Genomic DNA, 21216 nt, shown 5'->3' with positions numbered 1-21216 from the left:
TATGGCTATTAAATTAAATAAGGAGGAAAGCTTATTCAGAAACGAACTGATTTTTACAGTTGATGCAAAGGCAATAAATATCGATAATACATTGGTTAATCTATTTATGCTCCTTAAGCATAATGGAATTAGACCAAAGCAACGAGCTCGTGCAGCAGAAAATGCATTCATTGAAATTCAGACTCTCAAAAAAATATTTAATAAACTAGAAGAAGAAGGCGCAGTTCAAGGATTTAAAGAAAATCCGGAAGCAGTAGAGCTGTGGATGAGAAGTAACTTAGTCAATATGGTTTACAGAGGAAATATTGATAAGGAGAAAATCTCCTCTCTTAGGCCCATACATTTAGAGTCCTATAGGGTTAGAAATGCTGCTAATACAAGAGATTATAACACGGCAGATCAGGTTTATCTGATGCTATCTGTCAATCCCGCGATAAAGGAAGACTTGAAAAACTTTTTGATGGAAGGGTGGGATCAAACAACTAGCAAAATCACTGCTAGTAATAGTTTAGACGTAGATAGTCTAGGATTATTACACATCATAAAAAATGTAAAACCAGGATTTTTAGAAAGCAGTTCAAATCTTAATCAAATTCATCCTATCCTGCAAAAACAAGCTAATTTATTTTGTGATGATGTAAGGAGATTATTAGTTTACAAAAGACTCATTCCAAGAAATGTATTGATAGATTATTTGAAAACCATTACCTCTTTTCACCTATCAATCTATATTCAGAAATTAATTCACTTTCTACCTAAAATGATAGAAGATGGGACTTCGGATATAGGTGATGACTGGAATATTGTATTAGACGCAACAGACAATCATGAAAGCAAAGCGGCTAAAATAGCAGCAGAAGATGCTGAAAACCTAATCAATAAAGTATATGACTATATAAAAGCCACCTTCCAAATCAATGCAACATTACGCAGGTTAAAACTAGATAAAAACAATTCTGAAAACGTTAATAAAGCACTACAGGTCTTAAAAGAGAAACCATCAGATTTTGAGATCTATTTTGAAACGCAATGGGACAACCTCTATAACAATCTGGAAGAAGAAGACCGATTAATGATAAAAGATATGGTACGATATGAGGACACGTACTTTGATCGCTACATAGAAACAATTCTTAAAGCAAGGGGAACATATCAGTATCGTTATCATATTCAATTAATTGACAACCTGTCTCAGAAAAATAACGAACGAGGATTTATGGCTCAAGGTCGTAGTCGCAAACACCCAAGGCGGTTTGTTTTAGGTACACGTCTTCTGGAAACCTTGGTTCAAATACTTGTACTGGAATCAAAAGACAACCAATTTAATACACGAACATTATCTATTGAAGAACTCATTCAGAGCATCAGAGAAAGATATGGCCTGGTAATAAATGGTTTGAATGAAAATCGGTTTGGAGATGCAGATTTGCAAACTCACTTAGCATTTAAAGAAAATGTTGATTCTTTTAAAAGAAAGTTACGTCAAATAGGTTTCTATAATGATTTAAGTGATGCATATATTCTTCAAAGAATTAGACCTCGTTATGAATTAAATGCACAGTAAAAAATGGAAAGATTTAAAACGCCTAATACTTATTACAAAAAAATAATAGATCTTATTCTTCAGCTTCATAAAGAGGATCTTAGTAATGCTATTGCCGGGCACTGTATGAAAATAACCGGTTTGGGAATTAATGAATTGGATTTCTTATGGAGTATTATTCATAATCAGTATCCAAATATTGATACTTTTATAGTCTCGGAGGAAGGAAATACTAGTGCAAAATTTATTTCAGCAACTAAATTAATTGAATTAAGAAATAAACAAGATGCGCCATTGTTAGTGCTGATTCCGTCCAATAGCAGAACCGCTGCTGAGGATTCTTATGGCAACGCCACTTTCAAGGAAATTTCTTTAGAAGGTGTAGAAAATAAGGTCAAGGATGAGCTATTGGATAAAATACCAGATAGTTGTGCTTACATAATTAAAAACGAAATCCTCAATTATTTGAAAGCTTATGACTTAAGCGTTGTAAATATTATTAAATACTTATTAGCACTAGAAGAGGGTGGCTATTCAAAAAAAAACATTGGAGATAATCTATATCTATTAAACTTAATACCAGATTCAAGCTTGGTGCTTGAAACAGAAAAGATAAGATCAAGACTAAACTTCAATATTTTAAGTACTACTTTACTGAGCTCATTTAGTAAACCACTGTATGAAAGAATTTCTGAGCTTCCATTGGAACCAAATACATTACAAAAAGAAGTAGTAAATTTCATTAAAATAGAAAGGCAGGCCAGAAATGCAGAAGAAATTTGCAGGCTGATCTTCGAATCCTACCCTCAACTCAATTTTTTTAATTGGGAGATTCCAGACTTGGATTTTACACATATCAAGCTTTTTACTGAAGAAATTAAATCAAATGATTTTAAGATTGAAGATGGAAAAAAAGTCCTTCATGTTGAGGAAAATAAAATTTCGAAGGTGCGTATTAGGTTTAGGACTAATCCTAACCCAAAAGATATCGCAGATCTAAAGTATTTTAAGGTTTTGCTAATGGCAGTTGATGGGGGATCTGGAGAAGAAATTTCAGTTCTTAGACAACTTAAAAATACAGTATCTAATCGCCCTTTCCGTGAAGCAACTGTTGAATTAAATGCAAATATGATTGAAGAAGGGGCCTATTTTTTCAAGGTGCTGGCTGAAGACGAGCACGGAAATGTTTTGAATGCAGACGATGATTTTAAAGATGCTAAAATTCAGAAGGTCTGGGAAGAGGCTAAAACCAAAGATGAAAGTATTGCAAAGAATAACTTTCAATACAAGATTACCTGTGACTCTGAAGATTTTGATTATGTTGTTAATGAGGTAGTCGAACGTGACAACGACCATCGTAAAGATAAACTAAACAACGTATTACAGGCCTATTTTAAATATAGAATTGAGAAACTTAAATTGGGAGAAGAAGCAGATGAACCTATTCCGACCGAAAATTCAAATATTTGGCTTAACGACTTAAAGAAGCATATATCGACTTTTTACATTAATTACTCTGACAAGCATAATTACCAGATTAATATGTCTTCAAAATTGCGTGAAATTGAAATTGCATTTTTGAAGAACAGTAATAGTTTAGGCTACGTAAAAGGAGTGTTAAAAAGTAACTCTGCTGCTGTTGGCTATGAGAGCTTACAATTTGTAGAAAGTGAATTGACAACAATAATTCCTCATACAATACTTAAGCTTAGAAAAGAGATTTTTTCTGGCGTTCTGGCATCAAACCAAACTTGTGATGGTGTTTTTGAAACAGCCGATATATTTAAACATCATGAAAAAATTAAAGAATATATCCAACAACTCACTGATTGGACTACTTCTCTAAATGATAAAGTATCCCACAATAATTTAGATGCGGATGAAAAAAGTAAAATGCAACATTTTCTTACAGAACTACAGATACTTGATGTTGCCAGAATTAAAACTAAACTTCCAGATGGACAACGTACCGAGGCTCTTCTGCTTTCTCCGTTGCACCCACTACGATTAGCTTGGTCTTTGCAACTAATGGAGGTATTCAAAGAATGGGAAAAAAAGACAGAAAATTATCCTGAATATAAAGACACATGGTTAAAGAACCTAAATTCCTTATTTGAAGGACAGCTTTCTCCTGAAAATAACCCTTTAGTTTTGGTGGAGCCAAGTTCGTTTAAAAGTTATCTTTATTCAGGGGAATTAGCTTATGGTTGGGGATTATACCTCAATATATTAGCTGACGAATCAAAAAATGGAATGACATCTGTCTCAAGACAAATGACACATTATTTCAGGCAATTGTTTAATATCACGAGAGATAATTATGTAGAAACAGATATTAGTCAGAAATTGGTTGTCCGTCATATTAAAAATTATCTGTCACAACATCCTTATACTGACAAACTCAATATTAACCTTATTAATTCAGGGGACGCTGCTGTATTTGCCGATGCGTTTGTAGAATTGGAAAAAGAAGATTCTTTTAAAGATGTTAAGTACGAAATTAGAATATTTAAAGGAGAAGATAAAATTATCGAACATGGTGAAGCTCTTAGGAACTTAATTAATCCGGAATTTAATGTCTCCGAAGAAGCAGAAGCTTTTTCTCAACCTTCAAAAAACCGATTGTTTCCAAAGCTTAGATTTTCAATAAACAGTCTTTCAGATTATCTGACAACTCCTTTTAGATTTACATCTCACTTAAGTTTTTTAGTAAGTCCATTTCCTATCACAGTGGAGTTAGTCAAACCCTATAGAAATAATCGGAATTTTTATCTTAATGGGCTTTTGACAGAATCAACTGTTACCGTTGACGAAACTAATGCTGAGATAAAATGGAATCGGTTTGTCGTTGGTAATAGCCTCTCTATTCCATATTCTGGAGCAGGAGAATTAGGTATTCAGCTTTTTGACAATACGCAATCATTTATAGCTGGCGCATTAGCTTCCAAACATACAGATTCCATACCTTCAACGCAGTTAAGGTTAAATGATAGAGATAAAGTATTACTAACACATTTACATGACTACTCCGATTGGGTTGTAACCTTTGATAAAAATATTGGCCCCCAAATATTTGACCAACCATCAAAAGATGGAAATATTCCATTTCTCCTGGATTACGTTCCCGGAGAAGAAGTGTCTGGTATTACTTCATATTTAACTACGAGACCCACATCAGAAATTTTAGGTTTACTTGGGCCTCATTTTGAAGAATTTGACTTAGATATTCACAGGCCAGAGGACGAGAAGAAAATAAAGATATTATTAGAGGATTTAAGAGCTGTCAGTAGCTCATTAGTTTTGCAACTCAATTCCTCAAAGAATAAAGCTTTTGAAGTAATCGGATCTGCTTTTACAAAAAGGGTATTGGAAAAGAAAGGATTTTTAGAAGAAGCTTTTTTAATTCCGATTGATTTACATCAAAATCTTTTTGAAAACTTACCTATTGAAAGCAAAAGTAGGGCAGACAATTTACTGGTAACTATTAATCTTGAAAAGAGAGAAATCAATATATCAATTATCGAAATCAAATGCAGAAAATCTCTTGGAGAATCGGAAAGTAGTGAACTTAAAGAAAAAATAAAAGAACAGATTGAAAATACAATTACTGCTCTTAAGATACATTACGATCCGGAATATCATTTGTCTTTTGATAGATTGGATAGAGAAATAAAAAATAAAGAATTGAAGTCTTTACTGAGCTTTTATATAGAAAGGGCGTACCGCTATGGATACTTAAATGAAAATGCTTATGAAAGTTATATGGCATTTTTACAATCTTTAGACGATGGTTTTACACTAAAATTTAATAAACTAGGGTTTATTTTCAATTTTTCAGCTTCCAAAAAACACCATAAAGAAGTTCTCGATCATGATTTGATATTCTTTACCTTTGGAGGCAAGCTCATTGAGCAAATTCTTGACCAAAATTCTGATCTTAATACCCGAAGATTAGAGGATAATGATTTCGATTCAGAATTAAGTTCAGCAATTGGTACAAACACTACCTTAAAACCTTTTATTCAGAAATTTAATACCAAAATCTCTCAAGAAAAAGATGTAGTAAAAACGGAATCACATCCTGAATCTCAAGATGAAAAACGTGTTTATCTCCCAGATACTAGTATTGATAAACCTTTCGAAGTGAAAGCTGAAACGAAAGAAGAGGATAATATAAACAACCAATCACATGGTGAGAATTTGGTTGAAAGTAATAAATCTGGAGATGAAATAATTAAGAGTAGGACTCATAAAATTCCGGATTATGATCTTCTGATTGGAAAAAGTTCATCTAGTAACCAATTTGGGATATTAGGAGAAAGTCTACATGGTAAAAAGATAGCAATAGATTTAAGTGAAACCAATACCATTAGTCTATTTGGAGTTCAAGGAGGTGGTAAAAGTTATACAATAGGCACTATTTCTGAAATGGTCTTAAAACAGTTCAGCGAGATAAATGAACTTCCTGCTCCTCTTGCTGGTGTGATTTTTCACTATAGTGAAAGTATGGATTACGAGCCAGAGTTTACCTCTATGATCTATCCGAACGATAAAGAGAGTGAGCTTAAAAAACTAAAAGAAAAATACGGTGCAGAACCGAATAATGTAGAGGATGTGATTATATTAAGTCCAAGAGATAAAATTGAAGAGCGACAATCGGAATATCCCTCTATCGAAGTTTTACCTATTGCATTTAATTCAAAGGAATTAAGTGTTCAGGATTGGATGTTTTTACTTGGTGCAATCGGAAATGATTCTGCTTATATAAAGCAACTTAAAGCCATTATGAAAGAACACCGAAGAAATATAAAACTTGAGGGAATAGTAGAGAGCATCGAATCATCTGAATTGTTGTCTAACTCTCAAAAGGCACTGGCTAGACAAAAGTTGAGTTTTGCAAGAGAATATATTGACGATAACTATACTTTGAGAGATTCACTTAAGCCAGGAAGGTTAATTATTGTAGATCTAAGGGATGAATTTATTGTAAAGGATGAGGCATTAGGATTATTTGTAATTATGCTAAACGTTTTTTCAGCGGTAAAAAATTTAAATGGAATCCATTTTAATAAATTTATCGTATTTGACGAAGCTCATAAATACATGGATAATAAAGATCTTACAAATAATATTGTAACTGCAATTCGTGAAATGAGACATAAAGGGGTAAGTATTATGATTGCCAGTCAAGATCCTCCAAGCTTGCCAAATGAAATAATTGAGCTCAGTTCTATTGTGCTGTTACATAAATTCAACAGTCCTCAATGGCTAAAACACATTCAGAAATCAATTACGCAGCTTTCAACACTTTCTCCGGCAGATATGAGTTCGTTGATGCCTGGTGAGGGCTTTTTATGGGCAACAAAGGCTTCTGAGAAGGGTATATCAGTTAGACCGGTCAAAATATCAACAAGACCTAGAGTAACTAAGCATGGCGGTGGGACAATAAATGCAACAGGTAGGAAATGAAAACGATTTTATTCACACACAAGGGTAAAAGAAAAATTAATCAAGATTATGTCTTGGTCAGAAATCTTAATTGCGATTCTTTTCTATTCATTGTAGCTGACGGAATGGGCGGATATGAGCTAGGCGAAAAGGCCGCCCAGTTGGTATCAGAAAATATACTGACTTACTTATTGTCCGTATCTGACATTAATCCTAATCATGTTCAGAAGGCAATAAATAAAGCCAATCTTGCTATACGACAATTCAGAGAAAATGCAGGGATAAAGCTAGGAACTACTATTGGTGGTGCAATTGTCACATCAAAAGAGGCTTTGTGTTTTTGGGTTGGAGACGTAAAAATTTTTCATTTCAGAGATAATATACTCCAAAAAGAGTCTCATTCTCACACACTGATGAATGAAGTTATTGATAAAGGCTCTATAGTAAATCCTGAACAAATTACCAAGTATAAACATGTGGTAACGCGATCAGTTCAAGGAGAACTTTCGCGTTCTCAAATAGACTTTTTCAAAGTTAAGCTAATCGAAGGTCGAGATAAGTTTTTAATTTGCTCTGACGGAGTTAGTGACATTTTTAATGGTTTACAAGTTCAACAAGTTCTTAATAGTACTAAATCAGATGTTGACGCAATTAATATTATCGAAAATCTCTTAATTGAAGAGGCCAAAGATAATTTTTCCCTAATACTAACAAATTTCCATCAAGTTTAGTTGAAGTTTGGCTGCTAAACGAAGGTACTTCCAAGTTTTAAATGTTAAATTGTCTATATGGTTTCAAAATTCCAAAAGAATGTTGGTGAAAAGTTTTCCATTACTAGCTTATTTTGTCGTAAGATTACCTATTGGAGCACTTGAACGAATAACCTTTATTTTTTTGAACAGTTGAACATAAAATCTAAACTATTAAAAATTCAAATTTTAATAAAAATTATAATCTTACGGGTAACCGTAAAAATAAAAATATCTGCAAATGTAATTTAGCAATATGATTAAAATAACATTACCAAGTAGCGATGCGATCAAGGCTATCAACGACGCTAAAGAGGACTGCCTCCAACCAATTGGCTTTTTTATAAAGTACAAGGTTACATTTAATAAATTAACAATGGAAATCGAGCCAAATGAAGGATTTGAATATGATCCATCTGATATTTTTCATCTCGCATGGTACGCTAGAGAATACAAGTAAGGCTATTAAATTCTTGAACGGAAAGATTTAATTACAAAAATTCCCAGATTAGATCAGGGTACAATAGAAGAGATTACTTAAATGGTGGTCTCTTTTATGCATTAATTCTAACCAGAATTTTGATTAAAAATCTTTTGTTTCATTTTATCTTAGATAAAAGGAATAAATTTCAATGGTTTAATTTTTACAGTATCTAAAAGGTAACTACTCAGGTTGTTCCTTATTTTGATTTTGAGTAAAAAGCGTTGCTTTATCCACATTTCACTGTATAACTTTTTCTGTTTTATGTAGGATTAATGGTATTAAAAGTTGTTTTTTGTAATACAGAAGACATAGAATGGATAATGATAACTTTCAGAAATTACTTGAATTATTAGAACGGGAATCATCTGCCCGTATTGCTTCTGAGACGGCCCGACTTGCAGAAAATACAATCTTTCAGCAGACCATAGCAGAGTTAAATGCTACTATAAAGGAGCTAAATGAAACCATCGGCTTGCTTCAGGAGGAACTCAGATTGTCCAAGGGTCCCAAAAAAGACAGTGGCAACAGCTCGGTTCCCCCATCTAAAGATGAAAACCGTCCCCTTAGGACAAGCAGTTTGCGGGCTTCCAGCGGAAAGCGTTCCGGCGGCCAGAAAGGTCACCAGGGCAACACGCTTGAAATGACGGCAATTCCGGATCAGGTCCATCATCATTGCCCTGTTTTTTGTCGTTGTTGCGGCTTAAGCCTTGATGTCACCACCGCTGAACTTATGGCCCGCCGCCAGGTAATTGATATCCCCATGATAAAACCCAGTTATATCGAACACCGGGTTTACCGCAGCAGCTGTCGTTGCGGGCAGCAGACGACCGGCAGTTTCCCTGTGGGAGTTGATGCCCCGATTAGTTATGGTGGACAAACCACTGCTTTGATTGCCTATCTGCATACCCGCCAGTATATATCCTTAGCAAGGATCAGTGAGTTTTTTTCTTCTGTGTATGGGAAGGCTATCAGCCAGGGAACAGTATGCGGTATACTGGAGCGTTTTGCACACAAAGCACTCCCTGCTTTTGAACTGATCAGACAGGCCGTAGGGGATGCCAAAGTGGTCGGGGCCGATGAGACCGGAATGAAAGAAAATGGCAGGTTAAGCTGGTTGTGGACATGGCAGAGTAAATTTGCTACCTACATCAACGCTTCAAAAAACAGGGGTTTTGAAACTGTTAAAGCTAATTTTCCTGCTGGTTTCCCTAAAGCTATACTTGTTCATGATTGCTGGCCGAGCCATTTGAACACAGCCGCTGTAGGACACCAGATCTGTACCGCGCATTTGCTCAGGGAACTACTTTTCTTAGAACAAAAATACAGATCTCCATGGGCGGTCGAGTTCAGTAAAATGATCATGGGGGCCATTCAACTCAAAAAAACAATCCAGCTTAGGGAATATCAGCACCCAATAAAAGAAAGATCGGATATTGAAGCCATTCTTGATAGTTTATTAAGGCAGAAAATAGACCCTCAACATATAGAAGTGCTTACTTTCCAGAAAAGAATTCTTAAATACAGGAAATATCTGTTAACATTCCTCTATCATAATGATGTACCCCCAGATAACAATAGTTCTGAACGGGCAATCCGTAATGTGAAGGTAAAAATGAAAGTATCAGGTATGTTCAAGTCTTTTAAAGGCGCACAGAACTATGCTATCATACGTTCCATAACTGATACTTGCAACAAAAATAAACAGGAAATCCTAAATGCTTTCCTAACGATTGCTAATTCTTAATACAACCTGAGTAGTTACTCTAAAAGAATAATCTTTGTTTTATTGGGAAATAATAATTTTTTAATGAGCAAACATATTTCATTTAATTGCAGATTATGAGTATATTCGTACGAATTCTGATTTAGTGTCGGCGAATAATAACTGGCCTAAACTATTGATTATTAGAAAAAAAATATATTGTATATTTAATTTTATATCTCAACGTGGAGAGATATAATTTAAAGGGAAAACGACTGTGTGGAGGTTATTCACTTTAAAAAAGTAACCATGAAACAATTATATAAAAATATTCTATTATCAATCGAACAACAGGAGAAGAATCTAGAACGAAGTACGAAAAGCACCATTGAAGAAGCTTATCATATGGTTTCTTTTCTTCGCCAATTATTAAGCGATCTTAAAACCCAAATTGCTAAAAATGGTTTTGCTACAGCCGACGACGAAGTAGTCTTTTTTAAGACTGTCAAGCCCGAGATTTTAGGAAAACTCATTTACTATAATAAGCTTGTCCGTTTGGAAGTTATTAACCCGGAACTTTATGATTTGGTACAAGCTTATTACAACGAGCAGATCAAGCTTTTAAATAAAGAATATAAAAAGCACCTGGAGAGTTCGGATTTTTACTGGTATTATCGTTCTGGTCGCTGCGATAAGGACAATTCATATTTTAGATTAGGTAATATTAATTTCTTCGATGGTGTAGACAGTTTTTTCTTTGAAGTTGATATTGAGTTTTCTACCTATTATGATTATAAAGTCGCTCAGATCATAGCGATGGACTTGCTTTTTTCCTATTATTTGTCGAAAATTAGTCAGAAAGACTCCAATAACACCGGCAGTTCCCCTATGCCTGAAAATGGAAGTTTTTCTTGGACGGATTCCAAGAATGCGTTAATTGAACTGATTTATGCACTACATGCCGCAGGTAGTGTGTCTAATGGAAGAGCTGGCCTGCGAAAAATGAGTAAACTATTTGAGGAAGTGTTTGAAATCAAATTGGGGGATATTCATCATGCATTCCATCAGATGAAGTTCAGGGCAGGAGAGAAAACCAGCTACTTACTTTTCTTAAAAAGTTCTCTAGAACAATATATGGATAGAGAACTTTAAGGTAGGTAGTAAATATATTGTACAAGACAGGTAATCAAATCGATGACCTGTTTTTTTATTGCCGAAATTTATGCTGTCCTGTTATACTGAATTTATTCGTAGAATAACTAACCTGAAATTTACACAGCTGGTTTCGACAGTTCATACTTTTAGTATGTACCAATATACTAGTCATAGGATACCAATGCAAACTGGCGCCACTATTAAAAAAATAACGAAAAAAAAGTTCATTTCTCTTGGTATATCCTTGGTACTACCTTGTACGATTTAGCGGAAAATCAAGGCCAATTTTGGTATGTAAACCAAATGTAAAAGGCTATGAATATAGATCGAGTTGAATTCCTCGCTTGGATGGATCGTATCATGAAGCGATTTGATATACTCGCAGGGGATCTTGAAATCCGCGACAAAAAGAGATTGAGTATCGACGGTGATGAACTGCTCGATAATCAAGACGTGCTTCAAATGCTAAAGATCACTTACCGATGTCTTCAGCGTTACCGTACAATCGGCAGAATAAAGTTTTTCACTATCAGTGGTAAAATTTATTACAAGAGTTCTGATGTGCAACAGTTTATTAGAGACAGTTATCACGGCGGAAAATATAGGCAAAAATAGGTTTCTAACGGAATAGATATAATACTGTAACGATTCCCATTCTACTTTCGATAAACTTAAAACTTTTTTATTATGAACGAACAAACAATCACTGACGAAAAGGTAGCCAAAGCGTTAGAGCCGCTGTCCGATATCCTATTGGTTCTTGACAAAGTTAAGAACAGGATCGAAGCTGTAAAAGGAGTTGATAAGGAGGGGAAACTGGAAACAGGAGAGCCCAAACAGAAGAATTTGCTGGATTTTATGCGCGTAGACAAAAGCGATATTTTTAGCAATTTCTTTTCTAATTTCTGGCGAAAACTCAACGATCCTACAGGATACAAGTTCTTTAAAATTGCCGACATCGATATGGAGGCGGTAGCGAAGAAATTACAATCTGCTCTCGATAATCCAACACCGGAAGGAAATAAATTGCTGGACGCATTGGAAGTGAAACATGACAATAAACAAAAAAAGCAGGATATGGAAACGAAACAAGAAGTTAATCAAGGGAAAACCAAAGATGATGCAAAAAATGTGAATCGTTATAATGCAGATGAAATTGACTGGAATACAGCTCATAAATTTGGCTTGAATAGGGAGCTGTTAGAGAAAAATGGACAATTGGACAAATTGCTAAAAGGATACAAATCAGATACAATATTTAAGATTGAAGGAAATTTTGAAGGGCTCGCATTAAAAGGCGATGCTCGTCTTTCTTTAAGACAAGTCGATAATAAGATTGTTATTTTGACGCATGGTATACGACATAAAGCTCCTTTGGAAAATCCTTTTTATGGCCATAGATTTACAAGAGAGGATAAGGAGAACCTGATAAAAACTGGAAATATGGGACGGGTTGCTGAACTGACGAATACACAGGGTATTACAGTAAAGTCATTGATCAGTTTGGATAAATATACAAAAGAGCCGGTATCATATCCGCTTGAATGGATTAAAATCAATGATAAATTTGGTGGCGTAAAGTTAAGTAAGGAACAAAAGCAGGAACTCATGGAAGGAAAGCCCGTGCTCGTTGATGGTATGGTAAATACAAAAACAGGGGAACTGTTCAACCAAACGTTGCAGTTCAGTGCGGATGACAGAAAAATTGTATTTGCTGGCAATAAAGAAACCCTGAATATTGAACAACAGCTTACAAGGGTAATTCCACCTGTCTTCAGAGACCGACAGCTTAGCGAAAAAGAACAGGATCAGCTAAAAGAGGGTAAAGCTATTTATCTGGAAGATCTTGTCAATAAGGATCAAAATAGAATATATTCAGGTTATGCCTTCTACAATGAACAAAAAGGAAAGGTTGACTTCTCCTTCCAGAAACCTCATTTGGAAAATCAGCTGGAGCAAGTCCTGGGTGATACAAATCAAGAGAAGAAACAGCGACAATCTCCGGTGCAAAAAGATGATTCAAAACAGGCCGCACGTAATACTGCAAAGACTGATGCGCAAGAAAGAAAGGCACCTACAAGACGACCGAAACTTCACTAAAGTAAGCCATTATGAAAGCAATCTTAGCAGAAAAGCCCTCTGTAGCACATGAACTAGCCCGAATTGTAGGAGCAACTGAAAGAAAAGATGGATATTTTTTGGGGGGTGATTTTATGGTCACATGGGCTTATGGACATCTTGTAGGACTGGCGATGCCTGCGGACTATGGAATAAAGGGGTTCAATAGGGAATCCCTTCCCATCATACCAGAAAATTTTATGCTTACCTGTAGAAAAGTAAAGGCTGGTAATGGTTATGTTTACGATGAAGGTTCAAAACGGCAATTAGAAATAATTGGCGAAGTTTTCGAAAAGTGCGACAGTATTATTGTTGCTACCGATGCAGGTAGGGAGGGTGAAGTAATTTTCCGATACATATATGAATATTTAGGCTGCGGTAAATCATTTGAGAGGCTTTGGATCAGTAGTTTAACAGAGAAAGCAATCATAAGCGGATTAAACAATTTGAAACCTGGTGCTGATTTTGATGGTCTCTATTATGCCGGACGCGAGCGGTCACAGTCTGACTGGATGATCGGGATCAATGCCACCCAAGCCCTTACGATCAGTTTAGGGGATGGTTTATATTCTTTAGGGCGTGTTCAGACACCTACTTTATCGCTTATCTGTAAAAGATATATAGATCATAAATCGTTTGAAGTAAAAAGCTATTTCCAGATTGAGCTGGAACACCAAAAAGAGGGGAGTATTTTCAAGAGTTTATCGGTTGATAAATGGGAAGAACGAACTAAAGTAGAATCTGCAATAAGATCTATTGAGCGTGCTGGAACTGTACTTGTTGTGGATGTTGAAAAGAAATCCGGTTCATTGCAGGCACCATTACTTTTTGATTTGACAGGCTTACAAAAAGAGGCCAATAGGAAACTGGGTTTTTCCGCAGAAAAAACGCTGGAAATAGCGCAGATCTTGTATGAAAAGAAATTGATAAGTTACCCGCGTACGGGATCAAAGTACATTCCAGAGGATGTTTGGAGCGAAATTCCAAATCTGATTGTCGCTTTAGGGGCTTCCAATGCTTTTAAAGAAAAGGTCGAAAAGGTTAAATGGGAGAGATATAACAAACATATCGTCAATGACGTGAAGGTAACTGACCATCATGGAATTTTAATAACGGAGAATATTCCTAGCATTTTGAACGCGCACGAAAATGCACTGTATGATTTAATAGCCTGCCGACTTCTTGAAGCTATTTCACCAGCCTGCCACAGGGAAACTACTTCGGCAATATTAGAAATACTCCATTATAATTTTGCAATTAAAGCAATAAAGATTACGTCCCCAGGCTGGAAGTCGATCAATGGGATTTTTAATGAAGAAGAGGACGATGCTATTTATGACCTGCCAGATTTACAGAAGGGCGATCTCTTGCAGGTAAGCACTGCGACGCTTCTTTCCAAGAAAACAAAGCCACCCGCATTATATACTGAAGCAGAACTTTTATCAGCAATGGAAAATGCCGGTAATAGCATTGCGGATATTGAGGAGAGAAAAGCACTTAAAACCATTGGGATAGGTACACCTGCTACCCGTGCTTCGGTTATTGAAACGCTTTTCGACAGGGATTATATCCGTCGGGAGAAGAAGTCGATCATTCCTACTGAGAAGGGCCTTCTTGTTTATCAGATCGTAGAAGATAAAAAGATAGCAGATGTTTCTATGACGGCGCAATGGGAACTTGCATTCGAAAAGATACAGAATAATGAAATGTCTGCCACGGAATTTCATGCTGAACTTGAGAAGCTAACCCAAGAGGTTACCAAGGAGCTCCTGACCGAGAAAATTGCGGAGACGGGTCCTCAAGATCTATACTGCCCAAAATGTAGTAGTAAAGCCTATTTGCGTGAAAAGGTAATCAAATGCTGTAGTGATGAATGCGGATGGATACTTTTTCGAAAGGTTTGCGGAATACAATTAACATATAAAATTGTAGAAGCTTTGCTTACCAAGAAAAGAACACCATTGATCCGCAAGATGGTCGGTCACAGTGGAAAGCCATTTGATGCCTATATTGTGTTATCGGAGGACGGTACTACTTCTTTTGAATTTGAGCAGAAAAAGAAACGAAAGTTCAGATAATATTCATGATGTGATTTGGTGTGAAGCCTGAGATCCCCGGTGATTTCAGGCTTCTTTTTTTTTACCTCATTTTTTCAATTAGGAAAATGACGGACTTCTTAGGTTAGAATACCCCCTAAACTGCATTACGAGGGCTTCTGTGGCTAGGTTTACCAAACAAGTAAACAATTGACACATGAAAAAAGAGCAAAAAGATTTTTCCTACTACCAATTAAAGCTACAGGAACATATAGAAGCGAGTTTTCCTGAGAAATTAGAGGATACAAAATTTATCAGCCAACGGGCTCGATGGGCGGCCAATGCGTATGAAGGAGCATTCAGGTCTGGCAATGGCGTTCACAAATGTGATGAAATAGCCGACTATATTTTGTATGAAGGTCTGCATTTTTCAAAATACGACAGTCTATTTGATGTCCTGACCAATGAGTTTACAGATCTGTTCTTTGACTTTGAATATCGGGATTTTGCATTAAAAATAGTTCCTATCTGTGCAGAGGTTTTTGCAAAGTATGATCTAACTGATGATTTTGCATATTCAAATGATTATGACCTGCTATATACGGAACTGACTGGTTTCATCGCCATATGGATCGAAAAGAATGGCATTCAATAAGAGGCAGCACCTCCAGCAGAATATTGATGCCCTGAAAATTGCTTTTCTGTTGCGCAAGGAAAAAAGGGAAGGAAGTTCGGAGGAGCTAAGACAGATGTCTTTATATGCCGGATTTGGAGGACTGAAATTTATCCTTAATCCAGCAGAGTCTGCTGATGACATTGAGAAGTGGAGTGTAGCTGACCGACCTCTTTTTGAGTTAACGAAGACATTCTATGATCTGATATTGGAGAATAGCGAGAATGACAGGACATATAAGCAATATATAGATGGGATAAAGGCATCAATTCTGGATGCCTTTTATACTCCAATAGCAATCGCAAACACAATTTCAAACGTTATTATTAAAAATGAAGTTGAGGTTAGCACATTATTGGAACCATCGGCAGGGGTAGGTGCATTCATAGCGCCATTTTCTGACCTACATGATGCCAGAATAACAGCTTACGAGCAAGATCCGTTGACAGGAATGGTGCTAAAGCTACTTTATCCATCAACTGAGGTACGGGTTGAAGGTTTTGAAAATATAGGCATACAGGAAGATTCTAAGTACGATGTGATTCTTGGGAATATTCCATTTGGAAAAACTTCTGTGTTTGATCTTTCTTATTCAAAAGGAAAGGATCTGGCCCGAAAAGCTTCTACTTCAGCGATTCACAATTATTTTTTTTTAAAATCCACAGATAAGTTACGGGAAGGGGGAATTTTGGCATTCATCACCTCTCAGGGAGTGATGGATAGTCCTTCCAATCAAGCGATCCGCGAAGTGTTGATGAAAGAACATCATTTGGTTTCTGCGGTAAGATTGCCAAATAACCTATTTGATGAGGCAGGCACTTCGGTTGGAACAGACCTCCTTATTCTACAGAAAAGAACTGAAAACAGGGAATTGTCCCAGAGGGCCAAAGATTTCATAAAAAGCGGAGTCAAGCCTGGCGGAGAGAACTGCAATCTACTTTTCTATAATCCCAATCACATTGTTTATACCAAAGCTGTTGTCGGTACCGATCAATACGGTAAACCCGGTACAGTATATCTACATGAAGGGGGATTGGCTGGTATCGGTGAAGATCTTGCGAAAAAGCTTGAGGCTGATTTTAAAAATTATTTTAAACCTGATTTGTACAGAAAATTTCAAAGAGTCAAATTATCAGATGTCAGTGGCTCGGAGAAAAAAATAGCTTCTACGGTAAACGATAAATTATCATACAGTCTACCTGATACGACCACATCAAATGCAGTTCAGCTCAACCTTTTTACAGAAGATGAGGTTGCTCAGTCTGCAAAATCACCAACAAATAGGAAAAAGCGAAGCTATACGCAAGAAAAGCCGACAGTGACGAGACAGTTGTCACTGTTCGGGGAGAATATGGACGAACAGTTGCTGCCACAGAATATTACAGTAAAAATAAAGCCTTCCAGCGTCGATAAGAAGCAACATGACGGTAATAAACAAGTTAAAGATGGTTCCATCCTTTCCCTATTTCAAGATAATGAGGAACAGCTAAGTTTGGTACCGCAGGTTTTTGATGCTGATGTTAAAAGCTACTATCGAGAGGATACGTTAGTTAATTATAGGGGACATGTTGGCAGGATCAAGCGAAATACGCACGATGGAAATTATAGTTTTAAACCAATTGAGCTTAGCGAGATCCAGCGAAAACGAATTGTTGCATATATTAAAATAAGGGATTGCTATAATGACCTGTATCTTTACGAAACTAAAAATCAGGAAGAGGATAGTACCAGTCGGGGACTCCTAAATAATCTCTATGATGATTTTGTCAGAAGATATGGTCATCTAAATGCTGCTGATAATATTAAGGTTATAAAAATGGATCCCTCGGGCAATGAAATTCCTTCAATTGAACGAGCTGTCGGAGGTGTAATCCATAAGTCGGATATTTTTGACCATCCGGTAAGTTTTGCAAGAAACGAAATCTCGGAAGCTACGCCGCAGGAAGCTTTGTCGGCTTCTCTGAACCGCTCTGGTAATGTTGATATAAGGTACATGGAGCAGATTAGTGGTCTTCCTTCAGATGCATTAATAGAAAGTCTACAAGGAAGCATTTACTATAATCCGATAAGTGGTGTGCTGGAAGTTTCTCAAAAATTTCTTTCAGGTGATGTCGTTGAAAAAGCAAAACAAGTAAAAGCTTACATTATCGATAATCCTAATGATCAGGAAGCTGTAGTAAGCCTTGAAGCGCTTGAAAAGGTAAGGCCTGAGCCTATTAAGTTTGAGGCTCTTGACTTTAATCTGGGAGAACGCTGGATCGGAACCGATATCTATAATCGTTTTGCTACCCATCTTTTTGACACAACGGTTAGTATTCATTATTCTGAAAGTAGTGATGACTATTCTGTCAGTGCAAAATCCAGCAATCTGAAGATCACAGAAAAGTATGCGGTGAAATCCGAAAGCCGCAGTTTTGACGGTTTGAATTTATTTCGACATGCACTTGTTAATACTACCCCAGATATTACAAAAACAGAATATCTGGCTGATGGTACGGCTGTGAAGGTACGGGATATGGAGACTATTCAGGTTGCCAATACGAAGATAGATGAAATCCGCCACGAATTCACAGAATGGCTCTATCAGCAGGACGATGCGTTCAAAAATGAACTGACAGAACGGTATAATGAATTATTTAACTGTTATGTACGACCGCAATACGATGGTAGCCATCAGACCTTTCCCGGACTGGATCGGAGGGCGGTGAACATTGAGGACCTATATGACAGCCAGAAAGATGCTATCTGGATGATAAAATCCAATGGCGGAGGAATTTGTGATCATGAAGTGGGAGCTGGCAAAACGCTGATTATGTGTGCAGGGGCCCAGGAGATGAAACGATTAGGGCTTGTCCATAAACCGATGATTATTGCATTAAAGGCAAATGTGCATGATATTGCCAAGACCTATCGGGAAGCTTACCCCCACGCAAAAATACTTTATCCCGGAAAAAAGGACTTTACCCCACAAAAGCGGCTTAAGATTTTTGGCGATATCAAGAATAACGATTGGGACTGCATTATCCTCACGCATGATCAGTTTGGGATGATCCCACAGTCGTCAGAACTTCAAAAGGATATTTTACAGGCTGAACTGGATGGCGTGGAGCAAAATCTTTCAGTTTTAAGAAGTCAGGGTAAAGATATTTCGGGTGCTATGCTTAAAGGAGTAGAAATCCGTAAGAAAAACCTGAATGTTAAACTAAAGACCTTAGAACATGATATAGAAAACCGAAAAGATGATGTTGTGGACTTCAAAATGATGGGGATCGATCACCTTTTTGTGGACGAGAGCCATAAATTCAAGAACCTGATGTTCAATACAAGACATGAACGTGTTGCCGGTCTGGGCAATGCGCAAGGCAGTCAAAAAGCACTTAATCTTCTTTTTGCCATAAGAACAATCCAGGAAAGAAGCGGTAATGACTTGGGGGCAACTTTTCTTTCGGGTACGACCATTTCCAATTCACTGACTGAGTTATACTGTCTTTTTAAGTATCTACGTCCAAAGGCATTGGAACGTCAGGGGATTAATTGCTTCGATGCATGGGCTGCGATATTTGCGCGAAAGTCAATTGATTATGAATTCTCTGTTGCCAATAATATTGTGCAAAAAGAGAGATTCCGCCATTTCATCAAAGTACCAGAGCTGGCACAATTCTATACCGAAATTACAGATTACCGTACCGCTGAAGACATTGGTATTGACCGTCCTGTAAAAAATGAGATATTGTATAATATCCCGCCAACACCGGATCAGGAGATTTTCATCAAAAAATTGATGGAATTTGCTAAGTCTGGAAATGCAGAATTGCTTGGAAGGTCACCATTAAGCCCGACAGAACAAAAAGCCAAAATGCTGATTGCTACAGATTACGCGAGAAAAATGTCGCTGGATATGAGGTTGGTTTCATCTAAATATGCAGATGATGCTGGTAATAAAGCCTCTGTATGTGCCGCAAACATAGCTAAATATTACAGAAAGTATAATGCTCAGAAAGGTACGCAGTTCGTTTTCTCAGATTTAGGAACCTACAAGCCTGGTGAATGGAATATCTATTCCGAGATAAAGCGAAAGCTTATGCAGGACCATGATATTCCAATTGATCAAATTCGGTTTATACAGGAGGCCAAGACGGAGGACCAACGTAATGAATTGATAAAGGCCGCGAATGATGGAAGGGTAAGAGTTCTTTTTGGTTCTACAGATATGCTTGGAACTGGTGTTAATGCACAAAAAAGGGCAGTTGCAGTACATCACTTGGATATTCCATGGCGACCGTCAGATCTCGAACAGCGCAATGGCCGCGCTGTCCGTAAAGGAAATGAAATCGCGAAATTCTTTGCCAATAATACGGTGGATGTCTTTATTTATGCTGTTGAAAAATCGCTGGATGCTTATAAGTTTAATACGCTTGCTAACAAACAGCGATTTGTTGGTCAGTTAAAAAGTAATAGTCTAAGTGTGCGTACTATCGATGAGGGAGGGATGGATGAGGTTTCTGGCATGAACTTTTCAGAGTATGTTGCCTTACTCTCAGGAAATACTGACCTATTGGAAAAAGCAAAAGTAGAAAAGAAAATTGTGGCGATGGAAAATGAAAAAAATGCTTTTTTACGGTCTAAATGGAGTGCTGGCTCCAAACTTGGATTGTTGCAAGAGGAACTGGAAGGGCGAATTTCAAAGTTGGAAAGATTTATGGTTGATAGTGATAATCTTCAAAATCGTATTCTTAAATCTTCTGACGGTACTCTATTAAATCCTATACAATTAAATGGGCTGGCAGAAAATGCAGGAATTACGGAAATTGGTTCATATCTTAATAAAGTTGCTGCAAGCGCCCGAACAGGTGGTAATTATGAAGAAATTGGTTCTCTCTATGGTTTTCATATACTTGTAAAAACGGAGATTCGGGAAAAAGAGAATATAATGGAAAGGGATAACCGTTTTTTTATCTGTGGAGAGGGCAATATAAAATACACTCATAACAATGGAATTATGGCTACAGATCCCGAAAAGGCCAGCTTGAATTTTCTGAATGCCCTGAAAAAAATACCACGCTTAATTGACGAAGAAAAAGTACAGATCGAAGTCCTAAAAAAGGACAGAACTGTACTGGCTGATATTGTAAATGGTGAGTGGAATAAGGAAAAGAATCTAGCTGGTTTAAAGACTGAACTTGCAGCAGTGGAGCGTAACATTCAGATTTCGTTGGATGAAAGCAAAAACAGTATTGTTGATTCAGAAGTCGGACAAAACAAAATAGAAAAAACTAAAGTAGTCAATAAGCATAAGATCTAATTTTAA

The 21216-nt window shown here is 36.7% G+C and carries 10 protein-coding genes; all 10 read left to right on the top strand.

Features of this window, described 5'->3' with window-relative positions; all coding sequences use genetic code 11:
- Position 1: 1 nt before the first annotated feature.
- Complete coding sequence (gene mads7, locus ACMA47_RS25035; protein ID WP_413931982.1) at positions 2-1564, top strand: methylation-associated defense system protein MAD7; 1563 nt, start codon at positions 2-4, stop codon at positions 1562-1564.
- Between the two features lie 3 nt (positions 1565-1567).
- Positions 1568-7012: a methylation-associated defense system ATP-binding protein MAD8 gene (gene mads8 / locus ACMA47_RS25030; protein ID WP_413931981.1), complete on the top strand. Its 5445-nt coding sequence runs from the start codon at positions 1568-1570 to the stop codon at positions 7010-7012.
- Positions 7009-7722 carry a PP2C family protein-serine/threonine phosphatase gene (locus ACMA47_RS25025; RefSeq protein ID WP_123861481.1) on the top strand — a complete coding sequence of 238 codons (714 nt, stop codon included), beginning with the start codon at positions 7009-7011 and terminating at the stop codon, positions 7720-7722. Before mads8 ends, ACMA47_RS25025 begins: the two co-directional genes overlap by 4 nt.
- An 815-nt stretch (positions 7723-8537) precedes the next feature.
- Positions 8538-9968 (top strand): IS66 family transposase, encoded by a 1431-nt coding sequence (gene tnpC / locus ACMA47_RS25020; RefSeq protein WP_413931980.1) that lies wholly within the window; start codon positions 8538-8540, stop codon positions 9966-9968.
- A gap of 267 nt (positions 9969-10235) precedes the next feature.
- Positions 10236-11078: an RteC domain-containing protein gene (locus ACMA47_RS25015; RefSeq protein ID WP_123861480.1), complete on the top strand. Its 843-nt coding sequence runs from the start codon at positions 10236-10238 to the stop codon at positions 11076-11078.
- 318 nt (positions 11079-11396) lie between these two features.
- Positions 11397-11696, top strand: a complete 300-nt coding sequence (locus ACMA47_RS25010) for a helix-turn-helix domain-containing protein (RefSeq protein WP_076350974.1) — start codon at positions 11397-11399, stop codon at positions 11694-11696.
- A gap of 72 nt (positions 11697-11768) precedes the next feature.
- Positions 11769-13181, top strand: coding sequence for a DUF3945 domain-containing protein (locus ACMA47_RS25005; protein ID WP_413931979.1), 1413 nt, complete (start codon positions 11769-11771; stop codon positions 13179-13181).
- 11 nt (positions 13182-13192) lie between these two features.
- Positions 13193-15277: a DNA topoisomerase gene (locus ACMA47_RS25000; RefSeq protein WP_413931978.1), complete on the top strand. Its 2085-nt coding sequence runs from the start codon at positions 13193-13195 to the stop codon at positions 15275-15277.
- Positions 15278-15452: 175 nt separating this feature from the next.
- Positions 15453-15890 (top strand): DUF1896 domain-containing protein, encoded by a 438-nt coding sequence (locus ACMA47_RS24995; protein WP_413931977.1) that lies wholly within the window; start codon positions 15453-15455, stop codon positions 15888-15890.
- A complete protein-coding gene (locus tag ACMA47_RS24990; RefSeq protein WP_413931976.1) occupies positions 15877-21210 on the top strand; it encodes an N-6 DNA methylase in 5334 nt (1777 codons plus the stop codon). Before ACMA47_RS24995 ends, ACMA47_RS24990 begins: the two co-directional genes overlap by 14 nt.
- Positions 21211-21216: the final 6 nt, after the last annotated feature.

Source organism: Chryseobacterium sp. T20 (assembly GCF_047345655.1).
Lineage (GTDB): Bacteria > Bacteroidota > Bacteroidia > Flavobacteriales > Weeksellaceae > Chryseobacterium.
This window is presented reverse-complemented; position numbering and strand designations above follow the sequence as displayed.

Excerpts from the sequence above, each read along its gene's own strand:
- ACMA47_RS25025 (WP_123861481.1), top strand. The coding sequence starts at position 7,009 with ATGAAAACGATTTTATTCACACACAAGGGTAAAAGAAAAATTAATCAA.
- ACMA47_RS25000 (WP_413931978.1), top strand. The coding sequence starts at position 13,193 with ATGAAAGCAATCTTAGCAGAAAAGCCCTCTGTAGCACATGAACTAGCC.
- tnpC (WP_413931980.1), top strand. The coding sequence starts at position 8,538 with ATGGATAATGATAACTTTCAGAAATTACTTGAATTATTAGAACGGGAA.
- ACMA47_RS25010 (WP_076350974.1), top strand. The coding sequence starts at position 11,397 with ATGAATATAGATCGAGTTGAATTCCTCGCTTGGATGGATCGTATCATG.
- mads8 (WP_413931981.1), top strand. The coding sequence starts at position 1,568 with ATGGAAAGATTTAAAACGCCTAATACTTATTACAAAAAAATAATAGAT.
- ACMA47_RS24995 (WP_413931977.1), top strand. The coding sequence starts at position 15,453 with ATGAAAAAAGAGCAAAAAGATTTTTCCTACTACCAATTAAAGCTACAG.
- ACMA47_RS24990 (WP_413931976.1), top strand. The coding sequence starts at position 15,877 with ATGGCATTCAATAAGAGGCAGCACCTCCAGCAGAATATTGATGCCCTG.
- ACMA47_RS25015 (WP_123861480.1), top strand. The coding sequence starts at position 10,236 with ATGAAACAATTATATAAAAATATTCTATTATCAATCGAACAACAGGAG.
- ACMA47_RS25005 (WP_413931979.1), top strand. The coding sequence starts at position 11,769 with ATGAACGAACAAACAATCACTGACGAAAAGGTAGCCAAAGCGTTAGAG.
- mads7 (WP_413931982.1), top strand. The coding sequence starts at position 2 with ATGGCTATTAAATTAAATAAGGAGGAAAGCTTATTCAGAAACGAACTG.